This window comes from Streptomyces sp. NPDC031365 (genome assembly GCF_055569765.1).
This window is the reverse complement of sequence record NZ_JBVIIM010000007.1, coordinates 187,120-205,844: the sequence shown is the minus strand read 5'-3', so window position 1 is coordinate 205,844 and position 18,725 is coordinate 187,120. Positions and strand designations below refer to the sequence as shown.

Here is an 18,725-nt window from a genome sequence, read left to right as displayed (position 1 = left end):
AGATCGGGTGAACTTCGCGGGAACTGGCACGCGAGGTCACGCACGGCGGCCGGGACCCCTCGACGTGGGGCCCCGGCCGGTGAGTCGGGAAAGCGGCGCGACGGTCAGAGCGTCACGGCGCCGGGACCTCGTCCACGAAGGACGTGCCGGCGCCGCGGAGCGCACCGATCCGCGCGCCGACCTCGGCCGGGGTGAGGACCTGGTCCTTGACGTGCAGTACGTAGTCGACCTGCTGGTCGTAGGCGCGGGGCGTGGTCGACGTCTGGCCGTCGAGGTCGATCAGCCACTGGTTGAAGTTGATCGACATCGGGCGTTCGGGCAGGTACGCGGCGTCATGGGTGCCGAAGTGCTGACCGTCGACGTAGTAGGTGATGGCGTTGTCGTCGATGGTCACCACGAGGTCGTGCCAGCCCGCGAAGCTCCGCCGGCTCTCGCTGTGCTGGTTGACGGCCTGCCAGGGGTCCGGGTTGTAGGTTTCCCAGGACGTCGTGTACAGGATGTTGGCCGGCTCGCCCCAGCCGCCGTTGGGCAGGTACTCGAAGTCGTACTCGGCGTAGTCGTCGGCCATCGGGGCCTTGAGGTCGTTGATGGTGAAGAAGGTCTGGACGATGCGATCGCCGTCGGGACCGTACTTGGGGGCATCGGAGAACTTGACCCGGGCGGCGTAGGTGCCGTTCCTGAACTTCGTGCTTCTGGTCAGGACTTCGGTGTGTGTCGTGGAGGCTCCGGTTCCCGCGGTGGAGGTCTCCAGGTTCATCACCGAGTTGCCGCCCGAGGAGCTGAAGGTGACTTTCGAGGGGTCCCAGGCTGCGCCGGGTACCCCCGGGCCACCGGAGTTGGAACGCACACTCCAGCCGTGCGCGGAGATCGCGGGGTCGGTGTGCGAGGTGTAGTCGAAGTCGTCGAACAGCGTCTGGCCGCCGTCACCGGGAGGGTCGGTGGGGTCGGTCGGGTCGTTGCCCTCCGGGGCGGTGCCCCACACCGTGGCACCGGAGAGCTGGGCGGTGACCTTGTTCCAGTCGGCGTACGAGGCCTGGGCGCCGCCGAAGGAGTAGTCGTCACTCTGCCTCAGCGTCTGCCAGTCGGACCGGTGGAAACGCAGCTGCATGTCGCCGGTGTCGGCGCCAGGAGCCAGTGAACCGGCGGACGGGACGAATCCGATCTCCAGGTAGCGGTCGGCCGTGGGGGTGGGGTGGGAGAGCGTGCCGAACGTGCCCGTGAGGGAAGAGCAGCCCTTGACCGCCCAGGAGCAGGCGAAGCGGTACGTGGCGCCCGGGGCGTCGGCCTTGAAGTAGTAGCGGACCTTCACCTGACTCAGTCGCACGGGCGAGGAACCGGTGTTGCGGACCTTGAACCAGGGCTCGCTCTGGTCCGCGGTGGCCCCGCCGGAGCTGGTGCGGTACTGCACCGTGACGGCGCCGTCCGCGGCAGTCGCGGTGGTCGCGGGGAGACCGGCCAGGGCGGCACTGCCCAGCAGAGCGGTCAGCGCGAGTGCCGCGCGGGTGCGGCGGCCGGTGGGACGAGTACTCATCCGTGGTCCTTTCGTGGTGGGGGTGGCGCACGGTGGATCGTCTGTGCGCGGCGGGCGTGGGGTCTGCCGCATTGCCATGAAGCCCACGGTGACGGCCCCGGCCCTACGGCCTGACCAGTTGGCCGCCAGAGCCTTACCAGTCGATGTCGACAGAAGGTGGCATAGACCAATAGGCGCGTCAACCCTCCTTGCAGGAGCGGGGTTTCATACGACAGGAGCGACTCGTGCACCAGGCACGCCAGTTATGGTCGGAGCCATACCAGTGGCCCGACGGCCGCCCCTGGCTGATGAAGAACGAGAGTCCTCCATGAAGATCGACCCCGCCGCCTCAGGCGCCATGCTCAAGCGTGAACGGGTCCGTGACGCGATCCTCGAACTCATCGAGGTCCGGCGCCCCGGCGACGCCATCCCCTCGGAACGTGTCCTGTGCGCCCGACTCGGCGTGTCACGGCCGACGTTGCGTGCCGCGGTGGACGAACTCGTCGTCGCGGGGCTGCTGGTGCGTGAGCACGGACGGGGCATGTTCGTGGCCGCCGAGAAGATCACCCAGGAATTGGTCCCGGAACGGAACTCCTTCACCGTGCCCCGGGCGGGCGGTGTGTGGACCAGCAGGGTCCTGGAGACCCGCACCCTGCCGGCCGGCGCCCGGGTGGGCCGCAGGCTGCGCGTCTCGCCCGCGGCCCGCATCCGATACGTGGCACGCCTCCGGCTGGTCGACGGCTCGCCGATGGCCATCGAGCATCTGCACGTCCCGGCGGACCTGGTACCGGACCTCACCAGTGAGGAGCTCGAACAGGGCGATCTGTACGAGCACTTCAGCGACCGGCACGGTGTGCGGGTCAGTGAGGCGGTGCAGTCCATCGAGCCCACCGTGGTGACCCGGGCCGAGGCGGATCTGCTCGATGTGCCCGAGCTGTCGCCCGCCCTGCTGTTCGAGCGGCTCACCACCGACACCGGCGGCCGCCCGGTGGAGTACGTCCACTCCCTCTACCGGGGCGACCGCTACCGCATCGTGTCCCGGCTCACGCTCGGCCCGGCCGCCGCGCGGCCGAAGCCGCCCGAGGGGCACCATCCGGGTATTCCCCCGGGTGACTTCACCTCCGGTGCTCCTGTCATCTTCTCGACGCACGGTGTGGTGCAGGGCGGAGACTGACCGGCCGTCCCGGCGCCGTGGATGAATCCGGAATCACCGACTCCCGACCCGTTGACAGGTCCATACCAGGGCGGGACGCTTCTGAGAGCGCTCTCAGAACGGTTCTCGGCCACAGTTGAACGGAGAAGGAGCATGCTGCGCACACTCAAACGCCGGGTCATGGTGGCCGGGTTGAGCATCGCCACGGCGCTCGGCGGCTCATTGCTCGCCACCGGAGTGCCAACCCCCGCCCATGCCGCGGTCCCCGACACCATCCCCCTGACCATCACCAACAACTCGGCCCGTGGCGAGCAGGTGTACGTCTACAACCTCGGCACCCAGCTGTCGACCGGCCGACAGGGCTGGGCCGACGCGAACGGCACCTTCCACCCCTGGCCCGCAGGCGGCAACCCGCCCACGCCCGCACCCGACGCCTCGATACCGGGCCCGGCGGCAGGGCAGAGCAGAACCATCCAGGTTCCGAAGTTCTCCGGCCGCATCTACTTCTCCTACGGCCAGAAGATGGTCTTCAAGCTGACCACCGGCGGCCTGGTGCAGCCCGCCGTGCAGAACCCCACGGACCCGAACCGGAACATCCTGTTCAACTGGTCGGAGTACACACTCAACAACGACGGCCTGTGGCTCAACAGCACCCAGGTCGACATGTTCTCCGCCCCCTACACGGTGGGAGTGCGACGTGGCGACGGCAGCACGGCAACCGCCGGTGCGCTCAAACCGGGCGGCTACAACGGAGTCTTCAACGCCCTCAGAGGACAGTCCGGAGGCTGGGCCAACCTGATCCAGACCCGTTCCGACGGCACCGTGCTGCGCGCCCTGGCACCCCTGTACGGAGTGGAGACGGGCGCCCTGCCGGCGTCGATCATGGACGACTACATCAACCGTGTCTGGCAGAAGTACTCCGGCTCGACCCTGACGGTCACACCCTTCCGTGACCGGCCCGACGTCAGGTACCACGGCCGGGTCTCCGGTGGCGTCATGAACTTCACCAACAGCTCGGGCGCCGTCGTCACCAGCTTCCAGAAACCGGACGCCTCGTCCGTCTTCGGCTGCCACCGCAATCTCGACGCCCCCAACGACCAGGTGCGCGGCCCGATCTCGCGCACCCTGTGCGCCGGCTTCAACCGCACGACCCTCCTCGCCAACCCCGACCAGCCCGATTCCAGTGCGGCAGGCTTCTACCAGGAGCCCGTCACCAACCACTACTCCCGGATCATCCACGCACACATGACCGACGGGAAGGCGTACGGCTTCGCCTTCGACGACGTCGGTGCCCACGAGTCGCTCGTCCACGACGGCAACCCGAGCGGGGCCTCCCTGACGCTGGCCCCGTTCAACTGACCGCTTCCCTACGGCGGACACGGCAGAGGTGGCGGCGCGCCGCACACGTGCCGCCACCGGCAACGGCGCCGGACGGCCCGAGCGGCGCCGGGCACGGTTCCCGGGTGATCACAGCGGCCCGCGGGCACCGTAAGGTGCCTCCATGTCTGCGACGTTGAACGCGGGGAAGACCCGTGCCGTGCTGCGCGCCTCGGCGCGTGTCTCCGGTGAACTGCTGCTGGTCCTGGCGGCCGCCGCGGTGGTGCTGTGGATACTGGGCCGAACCTGGTCGGTCGTCTGGCCCCTCGTGGTCGGTCTGCTCCTCACCACGCTCACCTGGCCCCCGGCCCGCTACCTGCGCGAGCGCGGCATGGCCCCCGCGCTCGCCGCGTCCCTCGTGACCGTGCTCTTCCTGCTGGTGGCCGCGGGCACCGTGGCGCTGATCGCGGTACCCGTGGCGTCGGAGTCCGGCAAGCTGGGAGAGGGCGTCGTCGAAGGTGTCGAGCGGCTGCGCGAATGGGCCGCCGGGCCGCCGCTGAACATCGACGATGCCCAGATCGCGGATGCCTTCGACACCGCGACCGCCCGCCTCCAGGACAGCGCCGGGTCCATCGCCACCACCGCCGTCACCGGCGTCAGCACCGTCGTCAGCGGGGTGGTCACGGCGGTACTGGCGCTCTTCCTGATGTTCTTCTTCCTCAAGGACGGCCCGCGCTTCCTGCCCTGGCTGCGCCGCCAGCTCCCCGGCCGGCTCGCCACCGACATCCCGGTCGTGGCCGAACGGTGCTGGCTCACCCTGGGCTCGTTCGTGCGTTCGCAGGCACTCGTCGGCCTGATCGACGCCGTGCTGATCGGCCTGGGCCTGTGGATCCTCGACGTACCGCTGGTGCTGCCGCTGGCGGTCCTGACCTTCGTGTCCGCGTTCGTGCCCATCATCGGCGCCCTGTTCGCCGGACTCGTCGCGGTGCTGATCGCGCTGGTGTCCAACGGACTGGCGGACGCGCTGCTCGTGCTGGCCGTGATCATCGTGGTGCAGCAACTCGAGGGAAATGTGTTCCAGCCCATGATCCAGAGCCGCGGTCTCGGACTGCACGCGGCCGTCGTGCTGCTCGCGGTGACCCTGGGCGGCAGCCTCGCCGGCATCGTCGGCAGCCTGCTCGCCGTACCCGTCGCCGCGCTGATCGCGGTCGTCTGGAACTATCTGCGCGAGCAGCTCACCGACCCGCCGCGGGAACCCGCGGCCGACGGCTCGGCCACCTGACCGGCCCGCCGGCACCACATCGAGAGGAAGCCCCCCCCGTGACGTACGACCTCACCGCGTTGCGCGCCCAGGTGCCCGCGCTGGCCGCCGGCACCGCGCACTTCGACGGCCCCGGCGGCACCCAGACGCCGCTGCCCGTCATCGAGGCGATCGGCGCCGCGCTGTCCCGGCCCCTTTCGAACCGCGGCGGCCTGCTGCCCGGCGAGCGCAACGCCGACGCCGTCGTCACCGAGGCCCGCCTTGCCATGGCCGACCTCCTCGGCGCCGACCCGGCGGGCGTCGTCTTCGGCCGCAGTGCCACCCAGCTCACCTACGACTTCGCCCGCACCCTCGCCGCCGACTGGTCACCCGGCGACGAGGTGGTCGTCACGCGCCTCGACCACGATGCCAACATCCGCCCCTGGGTACAGGTGGCCGAACGGGCCGGCGCCACCGTCCGCCACGCGGACTTCGACCCGGACACCGGCGAACTCACCGCCGACGACATCCGGGCCCACCTCTCCGGACGCACCCGGCTGGTCGCCGTCACCGCCGCCTCGAACCTCATCGGCACCATCCCCCCGATCGCCGAGATCGCCCGCATCGTGCACGAGGTGGGCGCCCTGCTCTACGTCGACGGCGTGCACTACACCGCGCACAACCTGGTCGACACCGAGGCGCTCGGCGCGGACTTCTTCGTGTGCTCCCCGTACAAGTTCCTCGGCCCCCACCACGGGGTCCTCTCCGCCCGCCCGGAACTGCTGGAGACCCTCCGCCCGGACAAGCTGCTGCCCTCCGCGGACGCCGTTCCCGAGCGCTTCGAGCTCGGCACGCTGCCCTACGAGTTCCTGGCGGGCACCCGTGCGGCCGTCGACTTCCTGGCCGGTCTCTCCGGGCAGTCGGACGGCCACCGCCGGAACCGCCTGGCCAGGACGTACGCGCTGCTCGAGGAGCACGAGGCCGCGCTCCGGACCCGGCTCGAGAAGGGCCTGGCGGCCCTCGACGGGGTCACCGTCCGCTCCCGGGCCGCCCGGCGCACCCCGACCCTGCTGGTCACGCTCGACGGCCGCCGGACCGAGGACGCCTACCGCTTCCTCGCGGAGCGCGGCATCCACGCGCCCTCCGGGAGCTTCTACGCCCTGGAGGCGTCCCGCCACCTCGGCCTCGGAGACACCGGCGGCCTCCGCATCGGCCTGGCCCCGTACACCGATGCCGAGGACGTCAACCGCCTCCTGGCAGGTCTCGCGGCCTTCCTGGACCGGACGGCGCCGACCCATGGGTGACGACGCGGGCCTGACCTACTCCGCCCGCGGTGCGACCTCCCCGCACATCCCGCTCTGGCCCGCGTCCCCGTCCGGGTTCCGCCGGTTCGAGACAACCGTGACCGTCGGACGGGGAGGGGACACCTGGACGGCCGCCACGGACGCCGTGGCGCGCTGGGAGGTCAAACGGCGCAGTGGCTTCTCCGTCGTCCCCGTCGACGGAGGCGGTCTCAGGGTGCGGGAGGGCGGGCGGTACGTCATCACGGCGGGCGTCGGCCCGTTCGCCGTCCGGGAGCCGGTCGAGGTCGTCGCCGTGGTGGAGACCGGGGACCGGTGCGGTTTCGCGTACGGCACCCGCCGGGGGCACCCGGTGAGCGGGGAGGAGGCCTTCATCGTGCACCGGGACGACGAAGGCCGGGTCCTGCTGACCCTCCGCTCACTGACCCGGGCGGCGCCGGCCGGCCCCTGGCGGTTCCTCTTCCCCGTCCTGCTGCTCGCCCAACTCGGCGCCCGTACCCGGTACCTTCGCGCTCTGCCGTGATCGCCGTACGGCACGGCGCCGCCCCGCGCGGCGTGGCATCGTGGGTGTATGGCCATCGAAGTCCGCCCCGCCTCCGTCTTCGAGGACGTCCGTGCCGTGCTCGGTCCCAAGTCACCCGGGGCCAGCGTCTGCTGGTGCCTGAGTTACCGCATCCCGTCCAGGCTCAACAACGAGCTCCGCGGACCGGCCCGGGGAGAGTACGTCGCCGAACTGTGCCGTACGGGCACGCCCATCGGCGTGCTCGCCCACGACGGCGACGAGCCGGTCGGCTGGGCCGCCGTCGCGCCGCGCGCGGACACCTCCTTCGCGCGCAACCGCAAGATCCCGCACGTCGACGGGCTGCCGGTCTGGTCCCTGTGGTGCATCCGCGTGCGCCCCGGCCACCGGGGGAGGGGCATCTCGCACGCCCTCATCACCGGCGCGGTCGAGTACGCCCGTGCGCACGGCGCCCCCGCCGTCGAGGCGTACCCCCTCGACAACGGCGACGCCCGCGTCGACCTGACGATGGCGTACGCCGGGCTCCGGAAGAACTTCGAGCGGGCCGGCTTCAGCCATGCCGCCGACACGACCTCGGTCCTGTCCGGTCACCCCCGTGTCCTGATGCGGCTCGACCTGCGCTGACGCACCCGGGCGGCCCGCGCGCGGGTCAGGGGTACAGCGCCGCGATCTCCGCCGAGTACATCTCCTGAGCCGCCTGCCGTTTGACCTTGAGTGAGGGCGTCAGCAGCCCGTTCTCCTCGGTGAACTCGCCCTCGACCAGGGCGAAGGCACGGATGGACTCCGCACGGGAGACGGCCTCGTTGGCGTAGTCCACGGCCTTCTGCACCTCCGCTCGCATCCGGGGATCGCGGACGACCTCGGACATCGGCGTGCCGGCGGGCAGTTTGCGCACCGAGAGCCAGTGGGCGACCGATTCCGGGTCGAGGGTGATCAGGGCGGCCACGAAGGGGCGGTTGTCGCCGACGACGAGGCACTGGCCGACGGGCGGGCGGCTGCGCAGCCGGTCCTCCAGGACGGCGGGGGAGACGTTCTTGCCGCCGGAGGTGACGAGGATGTCCTTCTTGCGGCCGGTGATGGTCAGAAAGCCGTCCTCGTCGAGGGAGCCGAGGTCGCCGGTGGTGAACCAGCCGTCGTCGAGCACCTCGTCGGTGGCCGCCGGGTCGTTGCGGTACGACCCGAAGACGATGTCGCCCTTGACGCACACCTCGCCGTCGTCGGCGATCCGGACCGCGGTGCCGGGGACCGGGAGGCCGACCGTGCCGGGGCGGGGGCTCAGCGGCGGGACGATGGTGGCGGCCGCGGTGGTCTCGGTCAGGCCGTAACCCTCGTAGATCATGATTCCGGCCGCGTAGAAGAAGAGATTGAGGTCGCGCTCCAGTGGGGAGCCGCCGCTGATGGCGTACCGCATGCGCCCGCCGAGTTCCTTGCGGACCCGGCGGTAGACCAGCAGGTCGTACAGTGCCCAGGCGGCGTACAGCCCGGGTCCGGGGCCCTTGCCGCGGCCGAGGAACCGGTTCAGATGGGCCTCGCCGAAGCGGACCGCGACGCGGTGGGCCCGCTCGAAGGAGGCGCCGCGGCCCAGCTTCTCGGCGGTGGCCCGGCCGGTGTCGTGGATCTTCTCGAACAGATAGGGGACACCCACCAGGAACGTCGGGCGGAACGCCTTGAGCCGGGGCCGCAGCTCGTCGGGCTTGATGCTGGGGCAGTGGCCGATCTCGATCCGGGCCATCAGGCAGGAGATCTGCAGGGTGCGGCCGAGGATGTGGGCGAGCGGGAGGAAGAGCAGGGTCGAGGCGACCTGGTCCGTGACCTCCTTGAAGATGGGGTGCAGCAGCTCGACCGTGTTGGCCGCTTCCGCGTACAGGTTGGCGTGGGTGAGGACGCAGCCCTTGGGCCGCCCGGTGGTGCCGGAGGTGTAGCAGACGGTAGCCACGGTCCCGGGGGCCAGTGCCGTACGCCGCTTGGTGACCTCCTCGTCGGGCACGCCCTCGCCGAGGGCGGTGAGATCGGCCAGGGCGCCCGCGTCCAGTTCCCACAGGCGCGGCGGCGCGGCGTGGGCTGCGGTGCCCGTCCTGACGGTGGCGGTGTTCTCCGGGGTCTCCGTGACGACGTGCCGGGCGCCGGAGTCACGGACGATCCACTCCACCTGCTCAGGCGAGGAGGTCGCGTAGACCGGTACGGTCTGGCCGCCGGCGGACCAGATCGCGAAGTCCAGGACCGTCCACTCGTAGCGGGTGCGGGACATCACGGCGACCCGGTCGCCCGGTTCCAGCCCGGCGGCGATCAGTCCCTTGGCCACGGCGGTGACCTCATGGGCGAAGGCCGCCGCCGTGACCGGGTGCCAGGCGCCGGCTTCCTCGCGGCGCAGGACCACCGTGTCGGGCGCCTCGGCCGCGTTGGTGAACGGGATGTCGGCGGTGCTGCCGGTGGTCTGCCGCGCGGCGAGAGCCGCCGTACGGGCCTCACGGACGACGCCCCGCTCGTCCCTGACGGTTTCGGCTCTGACCCGACCCGCCAGATCGGTGCGTCGTTTCGCCCGTTTCAGATCCTTGCGTACACCCATGACGGCTCCCGGTCGCGGCTGGTGCTCTCGTGCTGGTTGCTGCCGTGCTTACTTACTCGGGAGTAAACTTACCTGTGCGTAAGGACGAGTCAATGGGCCGGGGTCAGTCCAGACGGTCCGCCGCGCGGATCGCCTCGGCCAGTGCGCGGATGTCCTGGTCCTCGGTCCGGTCCGCCAGGGAACCGGCACGCTCGGAGAGCTCGCCGAGTCCGGGGGCACCGGGAAGGGCGCTGTAGCGGCGGTCGGAGGAGCGCAGCGCGTCGGCGAAGTAGGCGGCGGTCGCGGTGACCGTCAGACCGCGCCGCGCGCGCCAGACGGAGCCGACGAGACCGCCGGTCTCCAGGTCGCCCGCCTCCTCGTGCGGGGTGCGGCCGTCGGGGTCCAGCCAGCGTACCGTCGCAGTGGCCAGGTGCCCCTCCGCGCCCGGGCGGGTGCGCACCGCGTACAGGGCGGTCACGGTGTGGCCCGGACCGACCTCGCCGCCGTCGACGCGGTCGTCACGGAAGTCCTCGTCGGCGACCCGGCGGTTGTCGTAGCCGACGAGGCGGAACTCGGCGACCGTCTCCGGATCGAAGGCGACCTGTGCCTTCGCGTCACGGGCCGTCAGTTCGATGTTCCTGGGCAGCTGTTCGCAGAACACCTCCCGTGCGTCCTCCTCGTCGGACACGTACACCGTGTGGCCGTCGCCCTTGTCCGCGAGCTTCTCCATGAGCGCGTCGCCGTAGTCACTGCCGACGCCCACGCCGAAGAGAGTGATGCCGTGCTCGCGCCGGGACTCCGCGATGCGTTCGAGGATCGCGTCGGCCTGGGTCTCCCCCGTGTTGGCGAGGGCGTCCGAGACGAGAACGACACGGTTGGTGGCGCCCTTGTGCAGACCCTCGACGGCCGTCTCGTACCCGGTCTTCACACCGGCGCCCAGGTTGGTGGAGTCGGTCGGCTCGAGGCTGTCGATCGCGTCGTGGATCCCGCCCCGGTTGCCGCCGAGCCGGGTCATCGGCAGGACGGTCTCGGCCTCGTCGCTGAAGGTGACGAGGGCGACCGAGTCGTCGTCGCGCAGCTGGTCCGTCATCGTGCCGAGGGACTCCTGGGCGAGGTCGAGACGGCCCGGCTCGGCCATCGAGCCCGAGATGTCGATGACGAAGGTGAGGGCCGCGGGCGGCCGTTCGCCGCCCGGGTCGGCGGGCCTGGTGGCGAGGCCCACACGGACCAGGGACCAGTCCTCCTCGTCGGTGCGGGCGCCGTCCACGGTGACCGTGAAGCCGTCGCCGCCGGGACGTTCGTAGTCCTGCCGGAAGCTGTTGACGAACTCCTCGGGACGGACGGTCGAGGGGTCGGGCAGCCGGCCCTCGGCGAGGGTGCGACGGGCGTAGCCGTACGAGGCCGTGTCGACGTCCAGGGCGAAGGTGGACAGGTAGTCGGGTGCGGGGGCGATGTCACGTGAGTCCTGCTCGCCCTCGTGCCGTTCACCGCCGTACTGTCCGCCCGAGCTCCGGGGGCGGTCGGGAGCGGGCAGCGGTGCCGAGTCGCCGCCCCCGCGGTCGTAGGCGGTGCCGCCCGCCTTGGAGCCGTTGTCGCTTTCCCCACTGCAACCGCTGATCAGCAGTCCGCCCGCCGCCGTGAGCGCGAGCAGCACCCCGACCGGCCGCCGTGTCCCGTGCCACTTCATCGTCCGTGCCCCCTTGGTTGGTTGATGCCGACTTCTGTGACTCTGACGGCGGGGCGGGCCGGAACGTGCGGTACGGAGCATTGCAGGTGTGTCTCGAAGAGGGCACGGAGAGGGCCTGCCGAGACCGGTGGGTGATCCTCCGTTGACCTGCGGTCTCACGCCCCAGCGGCCGAAACCGGGCCGGGCCGGGGCGAACGGTACGGGGGCGTACGTCATGCGCGGCCGGTTCGGACCGGCGCGGGTGGTGCGTGGCGATCCGTGCGGCGGACCGATCGGGCCGCCCGCCCGGGTGGCCCGGTTCGGGGACCGGCCGCGCGGTTGCGGCCGCTCACTCCGGCTTCACGGCCGGCGCGGCGTCGGCGGTCCGCCGTGCCGTCATGCCGGCGGGTTGTACGCGATCGCCGTCCGCGGTCACGAGAGCCGACTGCGCCACGCTCCCTTCCCCGTTCGTCCTGACCCACCACGGACTCGCTGCCGCTCTTCTTCCTGGCCTCCGCCTCCGCCTTCGCCGGCGCCGCGTACGGATTCGGCTTTCGCACGGCGGGCCGGCGGCCGGCGGCGGGCTGCCGGCCCGCCTGGCCGGTCATGGGGGTGAGCGGGGTGTCCGGCGGCTGTCTCGTCGGCCACCACGCCCGGGCGTCGCGAGTGCCGGCGCCCGGCGCCGTCCTCACCGCCCAGGCCTGATGCCCGCGCCGCTCACCGGCGCGACGGCGTCCGGCTGCTTCTTCGTCGTGGTCCTCGTCGCCGGAAGCGCGGTGCCGACCCCCGTGCACCGGGCCGACCGTGGTGCCGCCCGTCACGCCATCGCGCCGGCCCGGAACACCCGTCCGCCGGACGTGGGGCCCGAGACCGCACGCGCGGCCCCGGGCCGATGCGCCGACTCCGGTCGGCAACCGGGGTGATGCCGCGTGGGCGGACCGTTCGTACCGGGCCTCGGGCCCCGTAAGATCGAGTGGTCTCGTGGGGGTGGTCATGGTCAGGCAGCGTCCCGGCACACCGACGCTCGAGGAGGTGGCCGCGCTCGCCGGTGTGGGGCGGGGCACCGTCTCCCGCGTCATCAACAACGCGGCGGGCGTCAAGGATTCGACGCGCCGTGCCGTGCAACGGGCCATCGCCGAACTGGGCTACGTCCCCAACCTCGCCGCCCGTTCGCTGGCGGGCCGGCGTGCCGACGCCGTCGCCCTGGTCATGACGGAGCCGGACTGGCGGATGTTCGGCGAGCCGTTCTTCTCCGAGATCGTCCGGTCTGTCGGCGACGCCCTGACCGACACCAAGGTGCAACTGCTGCTGACCCTGGTCCGCACCGACGCCGAACGCCGGCGCCTCGTGGAGTACGCGCGTGGCGGCCGGGTCGACGGCGTCATGCTGATGTCCGTGCACGCCGAGGACGCGCTTCCCGACATGCTCGCCGAGGTGGGTCTGCCCACCGTGCTGCTGGGGCGGCGCTCGGGTGACGAGGGCGTGACCTACGTCGACGCGGACAACGCCGGTGGTGCCCGCAGCGCGGTGACGCACCTGATCGATTCCGGCCGCCGCACGATCGCGACCATCACCGGGCCCCTCGACATGTACGTGGCCCAGTGCCGGCTGCGCGGATACCGCGAGGCGTTGCAGCGGGGCGGGGTCGAGGGCAGGCCCTCCTGGATCGCCGAGGGCGACTTCTCGGAGGACAGCGGGCGCCGCGCGACGGCCGAACTCATCGAGCGGGCACCGGAGATCGACGCCGTGTTCGCCGCTTCGGACACCATGGCCGCGGGAGCGCTGAACGCCCTGCGTGCGGCCGGCCGACGGGTACCGGAGGACGTCGCGGTGATCGGCTTCGACGACTTCCCGCTCGCCCAGCACACCGACCCGAAGCTGACCACGGTACGGCAGCCGCTGGAGGACATCGGCCGGACCATGGTGCGGCTGCTCCTGGAGGAGATGGAGGACACGACGGTGGCCTGGCGGCATGTCATCCTCCGTACGGAACTGGTGCTCCGCGGCTCCGCCTGACCCCGTCCGCCGGCCCCCACCGCCCGTGCGCGGGCATCACGGTCATCGAATGTTTTCGGGAGCGCTCCCGAGCTGCGTGCCCTTGTGGATCATCTTGCTGACCTGCGGCTTCGAAGTGAATTCGACGCATCTCCGCGCACAGTCTTGTCAGGGACAGGTGAGCCTTCTACAGTCCGGTCCCGAACCACTTGGGAGCGCTCCCATCACATGGGGAGACGGGAGCGCTCCCGCCGATTGCCCCCGCACCCTCTTGGAGAGGCCCCCGCATGCGACGGTTACGGCACCGAACCCGCGCCCCACGCGGCCTGTTCGCGACACTTCTCACCGCTTTCGCCGTGGTCGCGGCGCTGGTGACCGCGACGGCTCCGGCCCAGGCCGACACCACGATCTGCGAACAGTACGGATCGACCACCATCCAGGGGCGCTACGTCGTCCAGAACAACCGCTGGGGCACCAGTGCCCCCCAGTGCGTCACCGCCACGGACACCGGCTTCCGCGTCGCACAGGCCGACGGCTCGGTGCCCACCAACGGCGCCCCCAAGTCGTACCCGTCGGTCTTCAACGGCTGCCACTACACCAACTGCTCGCCGGGGACCGAGCTCCCCGCGCGGCTCGGCGACATCTCCCGCGCGCCCAGCAGCATTTCCTACGGCTATGTCAGCGACGCCGTGTACAACGCCTCGTACGACATCTGGCTGGACCCGACGCCCCGGACCGACGGGGTGAACCGGACCGAGATCATGATCTGGTTCAACAAGGTGGGCCCGGTCCAGCCGATCGGTTCGCAGGTCGGAACGGCCACCGTGGGCGGACGCAGCTGGCAGGTGTGGTCGGGCGGCAACGGGACCAACGACGTGCTGTCGTTCGTCGCGCCGTCCGCGATCGGCAGCTGGAGCTTCGACGTCATGGACTTCGTCCGGGAGACCGTCGCACGCGGACTGGCGCAGAACGACTGGTACCTGACGAGCATTCAGGCGGGGTTCGAGCCCTGGCAGAACGGAGCGGGGCTCACGGTGAACTCCTTCTCCTCCAGCATCGAGACCGGCGGCGGCAACCCCGGAGACCCGGGTGACCCCGGTGACCCGGCGGCGTGCACGGTGTCGTACGCCACCAACGTCTGGCCGGGCGGCTTCACCGCGAACGTGACCGTACACAACGCCGGTTCGGCCCCCGTCGACGGCTGGGCGCTCGGCTTCACCCTGCCCTCCGGCCAGCGTGTCACCAACGCCTGGAACGCGTCCGTCACCCCCGCCTCGGGAGCCGTGACGGCCCGTGCGACCGACAGCAACGCGCGGATCGCGCCCGGCGGAAGCCAGAGCTTCGGATTCCAGGGAACCTACAGCGGCTCCTTCGCGCAGCCGAACGGATTCAGCCTGAACGGCACAGCCTGCACGACCGCGTAACACGTCCGGCGGGCCCTGCGTCCGTCGTGTCCTCCCGCTCCGGGGCCCGCTCTTCCTCCCTGCGCCGCCAGGGCCGGCCCCGGCTTGCGCCCCCTGCCCGTCCGGTCGAGGCCCCTCCCCGGACGGGCAGGGGTTCCACCCCCTCCGCCTCTCCCTCTCGCCCACCCCCGCCCGATCAACCCACCACCGGCACAGGAGATTCCATGGCCTTACGCAGTAGATTCGTCTCCCTGGCAGCGGTACTGGCCACCCTTCTCGGAGGGCTCGGCCTGAGCGTCCTGTGGCAGAACGACGCGCAGGCGCACGGCGTGTCGATGATGCCCGGTTCGCGTACGTACCTCTGCCAACTCGACGCCGTCACCGGCACCGGGGCACTGGACCCCACCAACCCGGCGTGCCGGGACGCTTTGAACCAGAGCGGCGCCACGGCGCTGTACAACTGGTTCGCCGTGCTGGACTCCAACGCCGGCGGACGAGGCGCCGGTTACGTGCCGGACGGCACGCTCTGCAGCGCCGGCGACCGGTCCCCGTACGACTTCTCCGCCTACAACGCGGCCCGTTCCGACTGGCCCCGGACGCATCTGACGTCCGGATCGACGATCAACGTGAAGTACAGCAACTGGGCCGCTCACCCGGGTGACTTCCGGGTCTATCTCACCAAGCCCGGCTGGTCGCCCACCTCCCAGCTGGGATGGAACGACCTGGAGCTCATCCAGACCGTCACCAACCCGCCCCAGCAGGGCTCACCGGGCACCAACGGCGGTCACTACCAATGGGATCTGAACCTGCCCTCCGGCCGCTCCGGCGACGCGCTGATCTTCATGCAGTGGGTGCGATCGGACAGCCAGGAGAACTTCTTCTCGTGCTCCGACATCGTCTTCGACGGCGGAAACGGTGAGGTCACCGGCATCGGGGACTCGGGCGGCACGCCCGACCCGGACCCCACTCCCACGGATCCGCCCCCGCACACCGACTCCTGCATGGCTGTCTACAACGTGGTGAACTCCTGGGACGGCGGCTTCCAGGGCTCGGTCGAGGTGATGAACCACGGAACGTCACCGCTCAACGGCTGGGCCGTACAGTGGAAGCCCGGTGACGGGGCCCGGATCGGCAGCGCGTGGAACGGCTCCCTGTCCACCGGCTCCGACGGCACCGTGACAGTCAGGAACGTCGACCACAACCGCGTGATCGCGCCCGACGGGAGCGTGACATTCGGCTTCACGGCCACCTCGTCGGGCAACGACCTCCCGGCGGGAACGATCGGCTGCGTGGCACCGTAGCGCCCGTCCGAGGGCCGTCGTCCCCACGACCGGCACGAAGGGCCCCGCACACGACCAGCGTCCACGACGCGGTGCGGGGCCCGACGGGTGCCCGGTCCGTGTCAGACGCCCGCGACCGACTGGATCCAGGAGCGGTACGCCGTCACGTTGGTGTACGCGGTGGTCGTCTGGCGGTCGCTGGTGGAGGCGACACCGACCTGGATGCCGTTCGCCATCATCGGGCCGCCCGAGTCGCCCCCGGCGGTGATGCCGTCGCCCCGGCGGGCACAGATGGCGGAGCCGCCGTAGGCGTCGCTGCACCCGCTGGTGACCGTGACGTTCGCGACCTTCAGGTACTGGGACTGGCAGTTGGCCTCGGAACCGCACCGGGAGGTGGCACCCCAGCCGTACACCTGCACGCTCTGGCCGACGCGCACGGTGCCCGGCTGGCCCAGGCGGGCGTAGGTCGCCGACACGGAACGGTCGAGGCGGACGAGCGCCAGGTCCGAGCCGTGAGTGTAGGTCTGGACGCCATTGGCGACGGTGCCGCCGCTGTGCTGGTCCAGGCTGCCGATGCGGAACGACAGCCCGCCGCCGCTGACGCAGTGCTTGGCGGTGAGGATCCAGGTGGGGGCGATGATCGTCGCCGAGCAGGTCTCCCTGCCGTTCGAGAACAGCCGGGCGGCCCAGGGGCCGCTGCCCGCGTACCCGCCGCCGATGATGGGCAGCGGGCCCTGGGTGACCGGGGGTGCCGGCGCCTGTGCCGCACTGGCGTTGGGGGCGAGAAGCGCGAGGACGGAGACCGCTGCCGCGGCGACAGCGGGCATGAGCCTTGATATGCGCAAGGTTCCTCGATTCGGGAGACACGCCGGACGGGCGTGTGGGTGTGGGGGTGACGGCCCCGAGGGCCGCGCCCTGTGGAACTCACCTTCGTGACGGGCGAGTTCATCAGGGCTTGGCCCAGAATCCCGGAGAATCGTTGAACGGCGGTACTCACACTTGGGGATAGCGCGGTGCTATACCCGGGCAGGGATGAGGGCGACCCGGCGCTCCCCGACAGGACGGCCGGGCTACAGGCGGACGACGATCAAGGCGATGTCGTCGGGTCCGCCGTCCGCCACGCCGAGGCGGGCGAGCAGGGTGTCGGCCAGGTCGTCGGGACTCAGCCGGGCGTGGCGGGCCACGGCGTCGGTGAGGCGGAGCAGGCCGGCGTCGATGTCCTCGCCGCGGCGCTCGACGAGACCGTCGGTGTACAGCACAAGGGTGTCGCCCGGCGTGTAGGACACCGTGGCCTGGGGGCGGGGCTTCTGGTCGGTCAGAACCCCCAGCGGGGGGTCGGTGGCCTGGTCGAGCAGGACGGCGGTGCCGTTCGGGCGGCACAGGACCGGTGGGAGGTGGCCGGCGCTGGTGTAGGTGATGTGGCGATTGCGGCGGTCGACGACCGCCTTGGCCGCGGTCGTCGCCAGCGCGCCCTCGAACGTACGGGCGTACCCGCTGAGGATGTCCATGGCCTGGCCGGGTTCGGGGACGGCCCGGACCGCGGCGGACAGGGCGCTGCGGAGCATACCCATCACGGCAGCGGCCTCCAGACCGTGGCCGACCACGTCGCCGACCGCGACGGTGAACTTCTCATCGGGCAGGTCGATCACGTCGTACCAGTCGCCACAGACGTTGAGTGACCGGGTGGCGGGCATGTAGCGCACGGCGATCTCGTCGTGCGCGGCCAGGTCGGGGGAGTGCAGCATGGCCTCTTGCAGGGTGAGGGCGGTCCGGCGTTCCCGGTCGTGGGCCTCCCGGAGTTCCTCGTTCAGACGCTGGAGGTCCTGCGCGCGGGTGAAGAGCTCTGCCTCAGGATCGTCTCGATCACTGTCCGCGCCTGACAGCTCGGCCCGGAGATGGGACAGCATGAAATCCGTCAGGTCCTCCACCCGGTGGATGATCCACTGGACCTCTCCGTCGGGTCCCAGGACGGGTGTGTTGACGGGGGACCACCACCTGGCCTGGAACACCCCGGGGTGCCCGGGGACGACGAGGTCGTACTTCTGCACCGCCATCGTGTCCGTTTTCCTCAGGCGGAGAACCCGGTGCAGGGAGGCGGTCAGGTTGCGGACCCCGTCGGCGGTCGGATCCTCCGGATTGTCGGGGTGGACCTCGAAGAGGCGCCGGCCGAGGAGTTCGTCCCTGGTCCGGCCGGTGACCCGAAGGTACGCTTCGTTGGCCTCGACGATGACCAGGTCGGGGGTCAGCACCAGATAGGCACTGGGCGTCGCGGCGAACAACGTCCGGTAGTCGATCCGCGGTGTGGTCACGTGCGCTCTCCAGGTCCGTCCGCCGACTCTCGCTCATCCCTGTCTTCGACTATGCGCCCAAGTTCCGAACGACGGGCGGTCGGCTCGCGGCAGACGTCGCCCGGGAGGTGCTCCGCGCGGGCCACTCGCGCCGGGCGTCGCTCAGCCGAGGCTGCTGCGCAGGCGTGCGACGGCGGCCTGCAGATCGTCGAAAGCCCGCTGCTCCTGGCGTGGAGTCGTACGCGCGGTCGGGAAGAGGCTCTCGCGTGCCGCACGGGCCCGGGCGTAGGCGTCGAAGCGGACGACGACCTCGTCGATCAGATCCTGCGGTCGGGGAGGGTGCTCACGGGACTCGTGCTGGCGTGGCATGGCGGTCATTCCGGGGGAGGGAGGATACGGCCGTGTGCGCCGGGGGGGGGGGGGGGGGGGGGGGGGGGGGGGGGGGGGGGGGGGGGGGGGGGGGGGGTGGGGATGGGTGGGGGGGGAGAGGGAGGGGGGGGAGGTTAG

At 71.2% G+C, this 18,725-nt stretch carries 15 protein-coding genes; 9 read left to right on the top strand and 6 right to left on the bottom strand.

Annotated features, from left to right (window positions below; translation table 11 throughout):
* Window positions 1–112 precede the first annotated feature (112 nt).
* A complete protein-coding gene (locus ACZ5C2_RS13970; RefSeq protein ID WP_468789996.1) occupies window positions 113–1,531 on the bottom strand; it encodes a cellulose binding domain-containing protein in 1,419 nt (472 codons plus the stop codon).
* 307 nt (window positions 1,532–1,838) lie between these two features.
* Between ACZ5C2_RS13970 and ACZ5C2_RS13965 the strand changes: the two genes are divergently transcribed.
* The 6 genes from ACZ5C2_RS13965 (at window position 1,839) to ACZ5C2_RS13940 (ending at window position 7,665) form a co-directional block, all read left to right on the top strand.
* A complete protein-coding gene (locus ACZ5C2_RS13965; RefSeq protein WP_468789994.1) occupies window positions 1,839–2,684 on the top strand; it encodes a GntR family transcriptional regulator in 846 nt (281 codons plus the stop codon).
* Window positions 2,685–2,816: 132 nt separating this feature from the next.
* Window positions 2,817–4,022 carry a glycoside hydrolase family 64 protein gene (locus ACZ5C2_RS13960; RefSeq protein ID WP_468789992.1) on the top strand — a complete coding sequence of 402 codons (1,206 nt, stop codon included), beginning with the start codon at window positions 2,817–2,819 and terminating at the stop codon, window positions 4,020–4,022.
* A 142-nt stretch (window positions 4,023–4,164) separates the two neighbouring features.
* Entirely contained in the window at window positions 4,165–5,262 is a 1,098-nt protein-coding gene (locus ACZ5C2_RS13955; protein ID WP_468789990.1) for an AI-2E family transporter, read from the top strand.
* Window positions 5,263–5,300: 38 nt separating this feature from the next.
* On the top strand, window positions 5,301–6,524 hold the full coding sequence (locus tag ACZ5C2_RS13950; protein ID WP_468789988.1) for a cysteine desulfurase-like protein: 1,224 nt from the start codon (window positions 5,301–5,303) through the stop codon (window positions 6,522–6,524).
* The gene (locus tag ACZ5C2_RS13945) at window positions 6,517–7,044 is read left to right on the top strand and encodes a DUF1990 family protein (RefSeq protein WP_468789986.1); all 528 of its coding nucleotides are present in this window, start codon (window positions 6,517–6,519) and stop codon (window positions 7,042–7,044) included. The genes ACZ5C2_RS13950 and ACZ5C2_RS13945 overlap by 8 nt, the downstream gene beginning before the upstream one ends.
* Before the next feature lie 48 nt (window positions 7,045–7,092).
* Window positions 7,093–7,665, top strand: a complete 573-nt coding sequence (locus ACZ5C2_RS13940) for a GNAT family N-acetyltransferase (protein WP_468789984.1) — start codon at window positions 7,093–7,095, stop codon at window positions 7,663–7,665.
* A gap of 25 nt (window positions 7,666–7,690) precedes the next feature.
* Here the strand turns inward: ACZ5C2_RS13940 and ACZ5C2_RS13935 are convergent, their stop codons facing one another.
* Both ACZ5C2_RS13935 and ACZ5C2_RS13930 read right to left on the bottom strand, forming a co-directional pair.
* Window positions 7,691–9,607 carry an AMP-dependent synthetase/ligase gene (locus tag ACZ5C2_RS13935; protein WP_468789982.1) on the bottom strand — a complete coding sequence of 639 codons (1,917 nt, stop codon included), beginning with the start codon at window positions 9,605–9,607 and terminating at the stop codon, window positions 7,691–7,693.
* 103 nt (window positions 9,608–9,710) lie between these two features.
* Window positions 9,711–11,273 (bottom strand): vWA domain-containing protein, encoded by a 1,563-nt coding sequence (locus tag ACZ5C2_RS13930; RefSeq protein ID WP_468789887.1) that lies wholly within the window; start codon window positions 11,271–11,273, stop codon window positions 9,711–9,713.
* 972 nt (window positions 11,274–12,245) lie between these two features.
* On the opposite strand from ACZ5C2_RS13930, the gene ACZ5C2_RS13925 reads away from it, so the two are divergent.
* From ACZ5C2_RS13925 to ACZ5C2_RS13915, 3 genes are all read left to right on the top strand, one after another.
* Window positions 12,246–13,268, top strand: coding sequence for a LacI family DNA-binding transcriptional regulator (locus ACZ5C2_RS13925; protein WP_468789885.1), 1,023 nt, complete (start codon window positions 12,246–12,248; stop codon window positions 13,266–13,268).
* A 266-nt stretch (window positions 13,269–13,534) separates the two neighbouring features.
* Window positions 13,535–14,671, top strand: coding sequence for a glycoside hydrolase family 12 protein (locus ACZ5C2_RS13920; protein WP_468789883.1), 1,137 nt, complete (start codon window positions 13,535–13,537; stop codon window positions 14,669–14,671).
* Between the two features lie 203 nt (window positions 14,672–14,874).
* On the top strand, window positions 14,875–15,951 hold the full coding sequence (locus ACZ5C2_RS13915) for a lytic polysaccharide monooxygenase auxiliary activity family 9 protein (RefSeq protein WP_468789881.1): 1,077 nt from the start codon (window positions 14,875–14,877) through the stop codon (window positions 15,949–15,951).
* 101 nt (window positions 15,952–16,052) lie between these two features.
* On the opposite strand, the gene ACZ5C2_RS13910 is transcribed toward ACZ5C2_RS13915, so the two are convergent.
* The 3 genes from ACZ5C2_RS13910 to ACZ5C2_RS13900 all read right to left on the bottom strand — a co-directional run bounded on the left by ACZ5C2_RS13910 (window position 16,053) and on the right by ACZ5C2_RS13900 (window position 18,587).
* Window positions 16,053–16,757 (bottom strand): S1 family peptidase, encoded by a 705-nt coding sequence (locus ACZ5C2_RS13910; protein ID WP_468789879.1) that lies wholly within the window; start codon window positions 16,755–16,757, stop codon window positions 16,053–16,055.
* 243 nt (window positions 16,758–17,000) lie between these two features.
* Window positions 17,001–18,239 (bottom strand): PP2C family protein-serine/threonine phosphatase, encoded by a 1,239-nt coding sequence (locus ACZ5C2_RS13905; protein ID WP_468789877.1) that lies wholly within the window; start codon window positions 18,237–18,239, stop codon window positions 17,001–17,003.
* 141 nt (window positions 18,240–18,380) lie between these two features.
* Window positions 18,381–18,587 carry a hypothetical protein gene (locus tag ACZ5C2_RS13900; RefSeq protein ID WP_468789875.1) on the bottom strand — a complete coding sequence of 69 codons (207 nt, stop codon included), beginning with the start codon at window positions 18,585–18,587 and terminating at the stop codon, window positions 18,381–18,383.
* Between the last annotated feature and the right edge of the window lie 138 nt (window positions 18,588–18,725).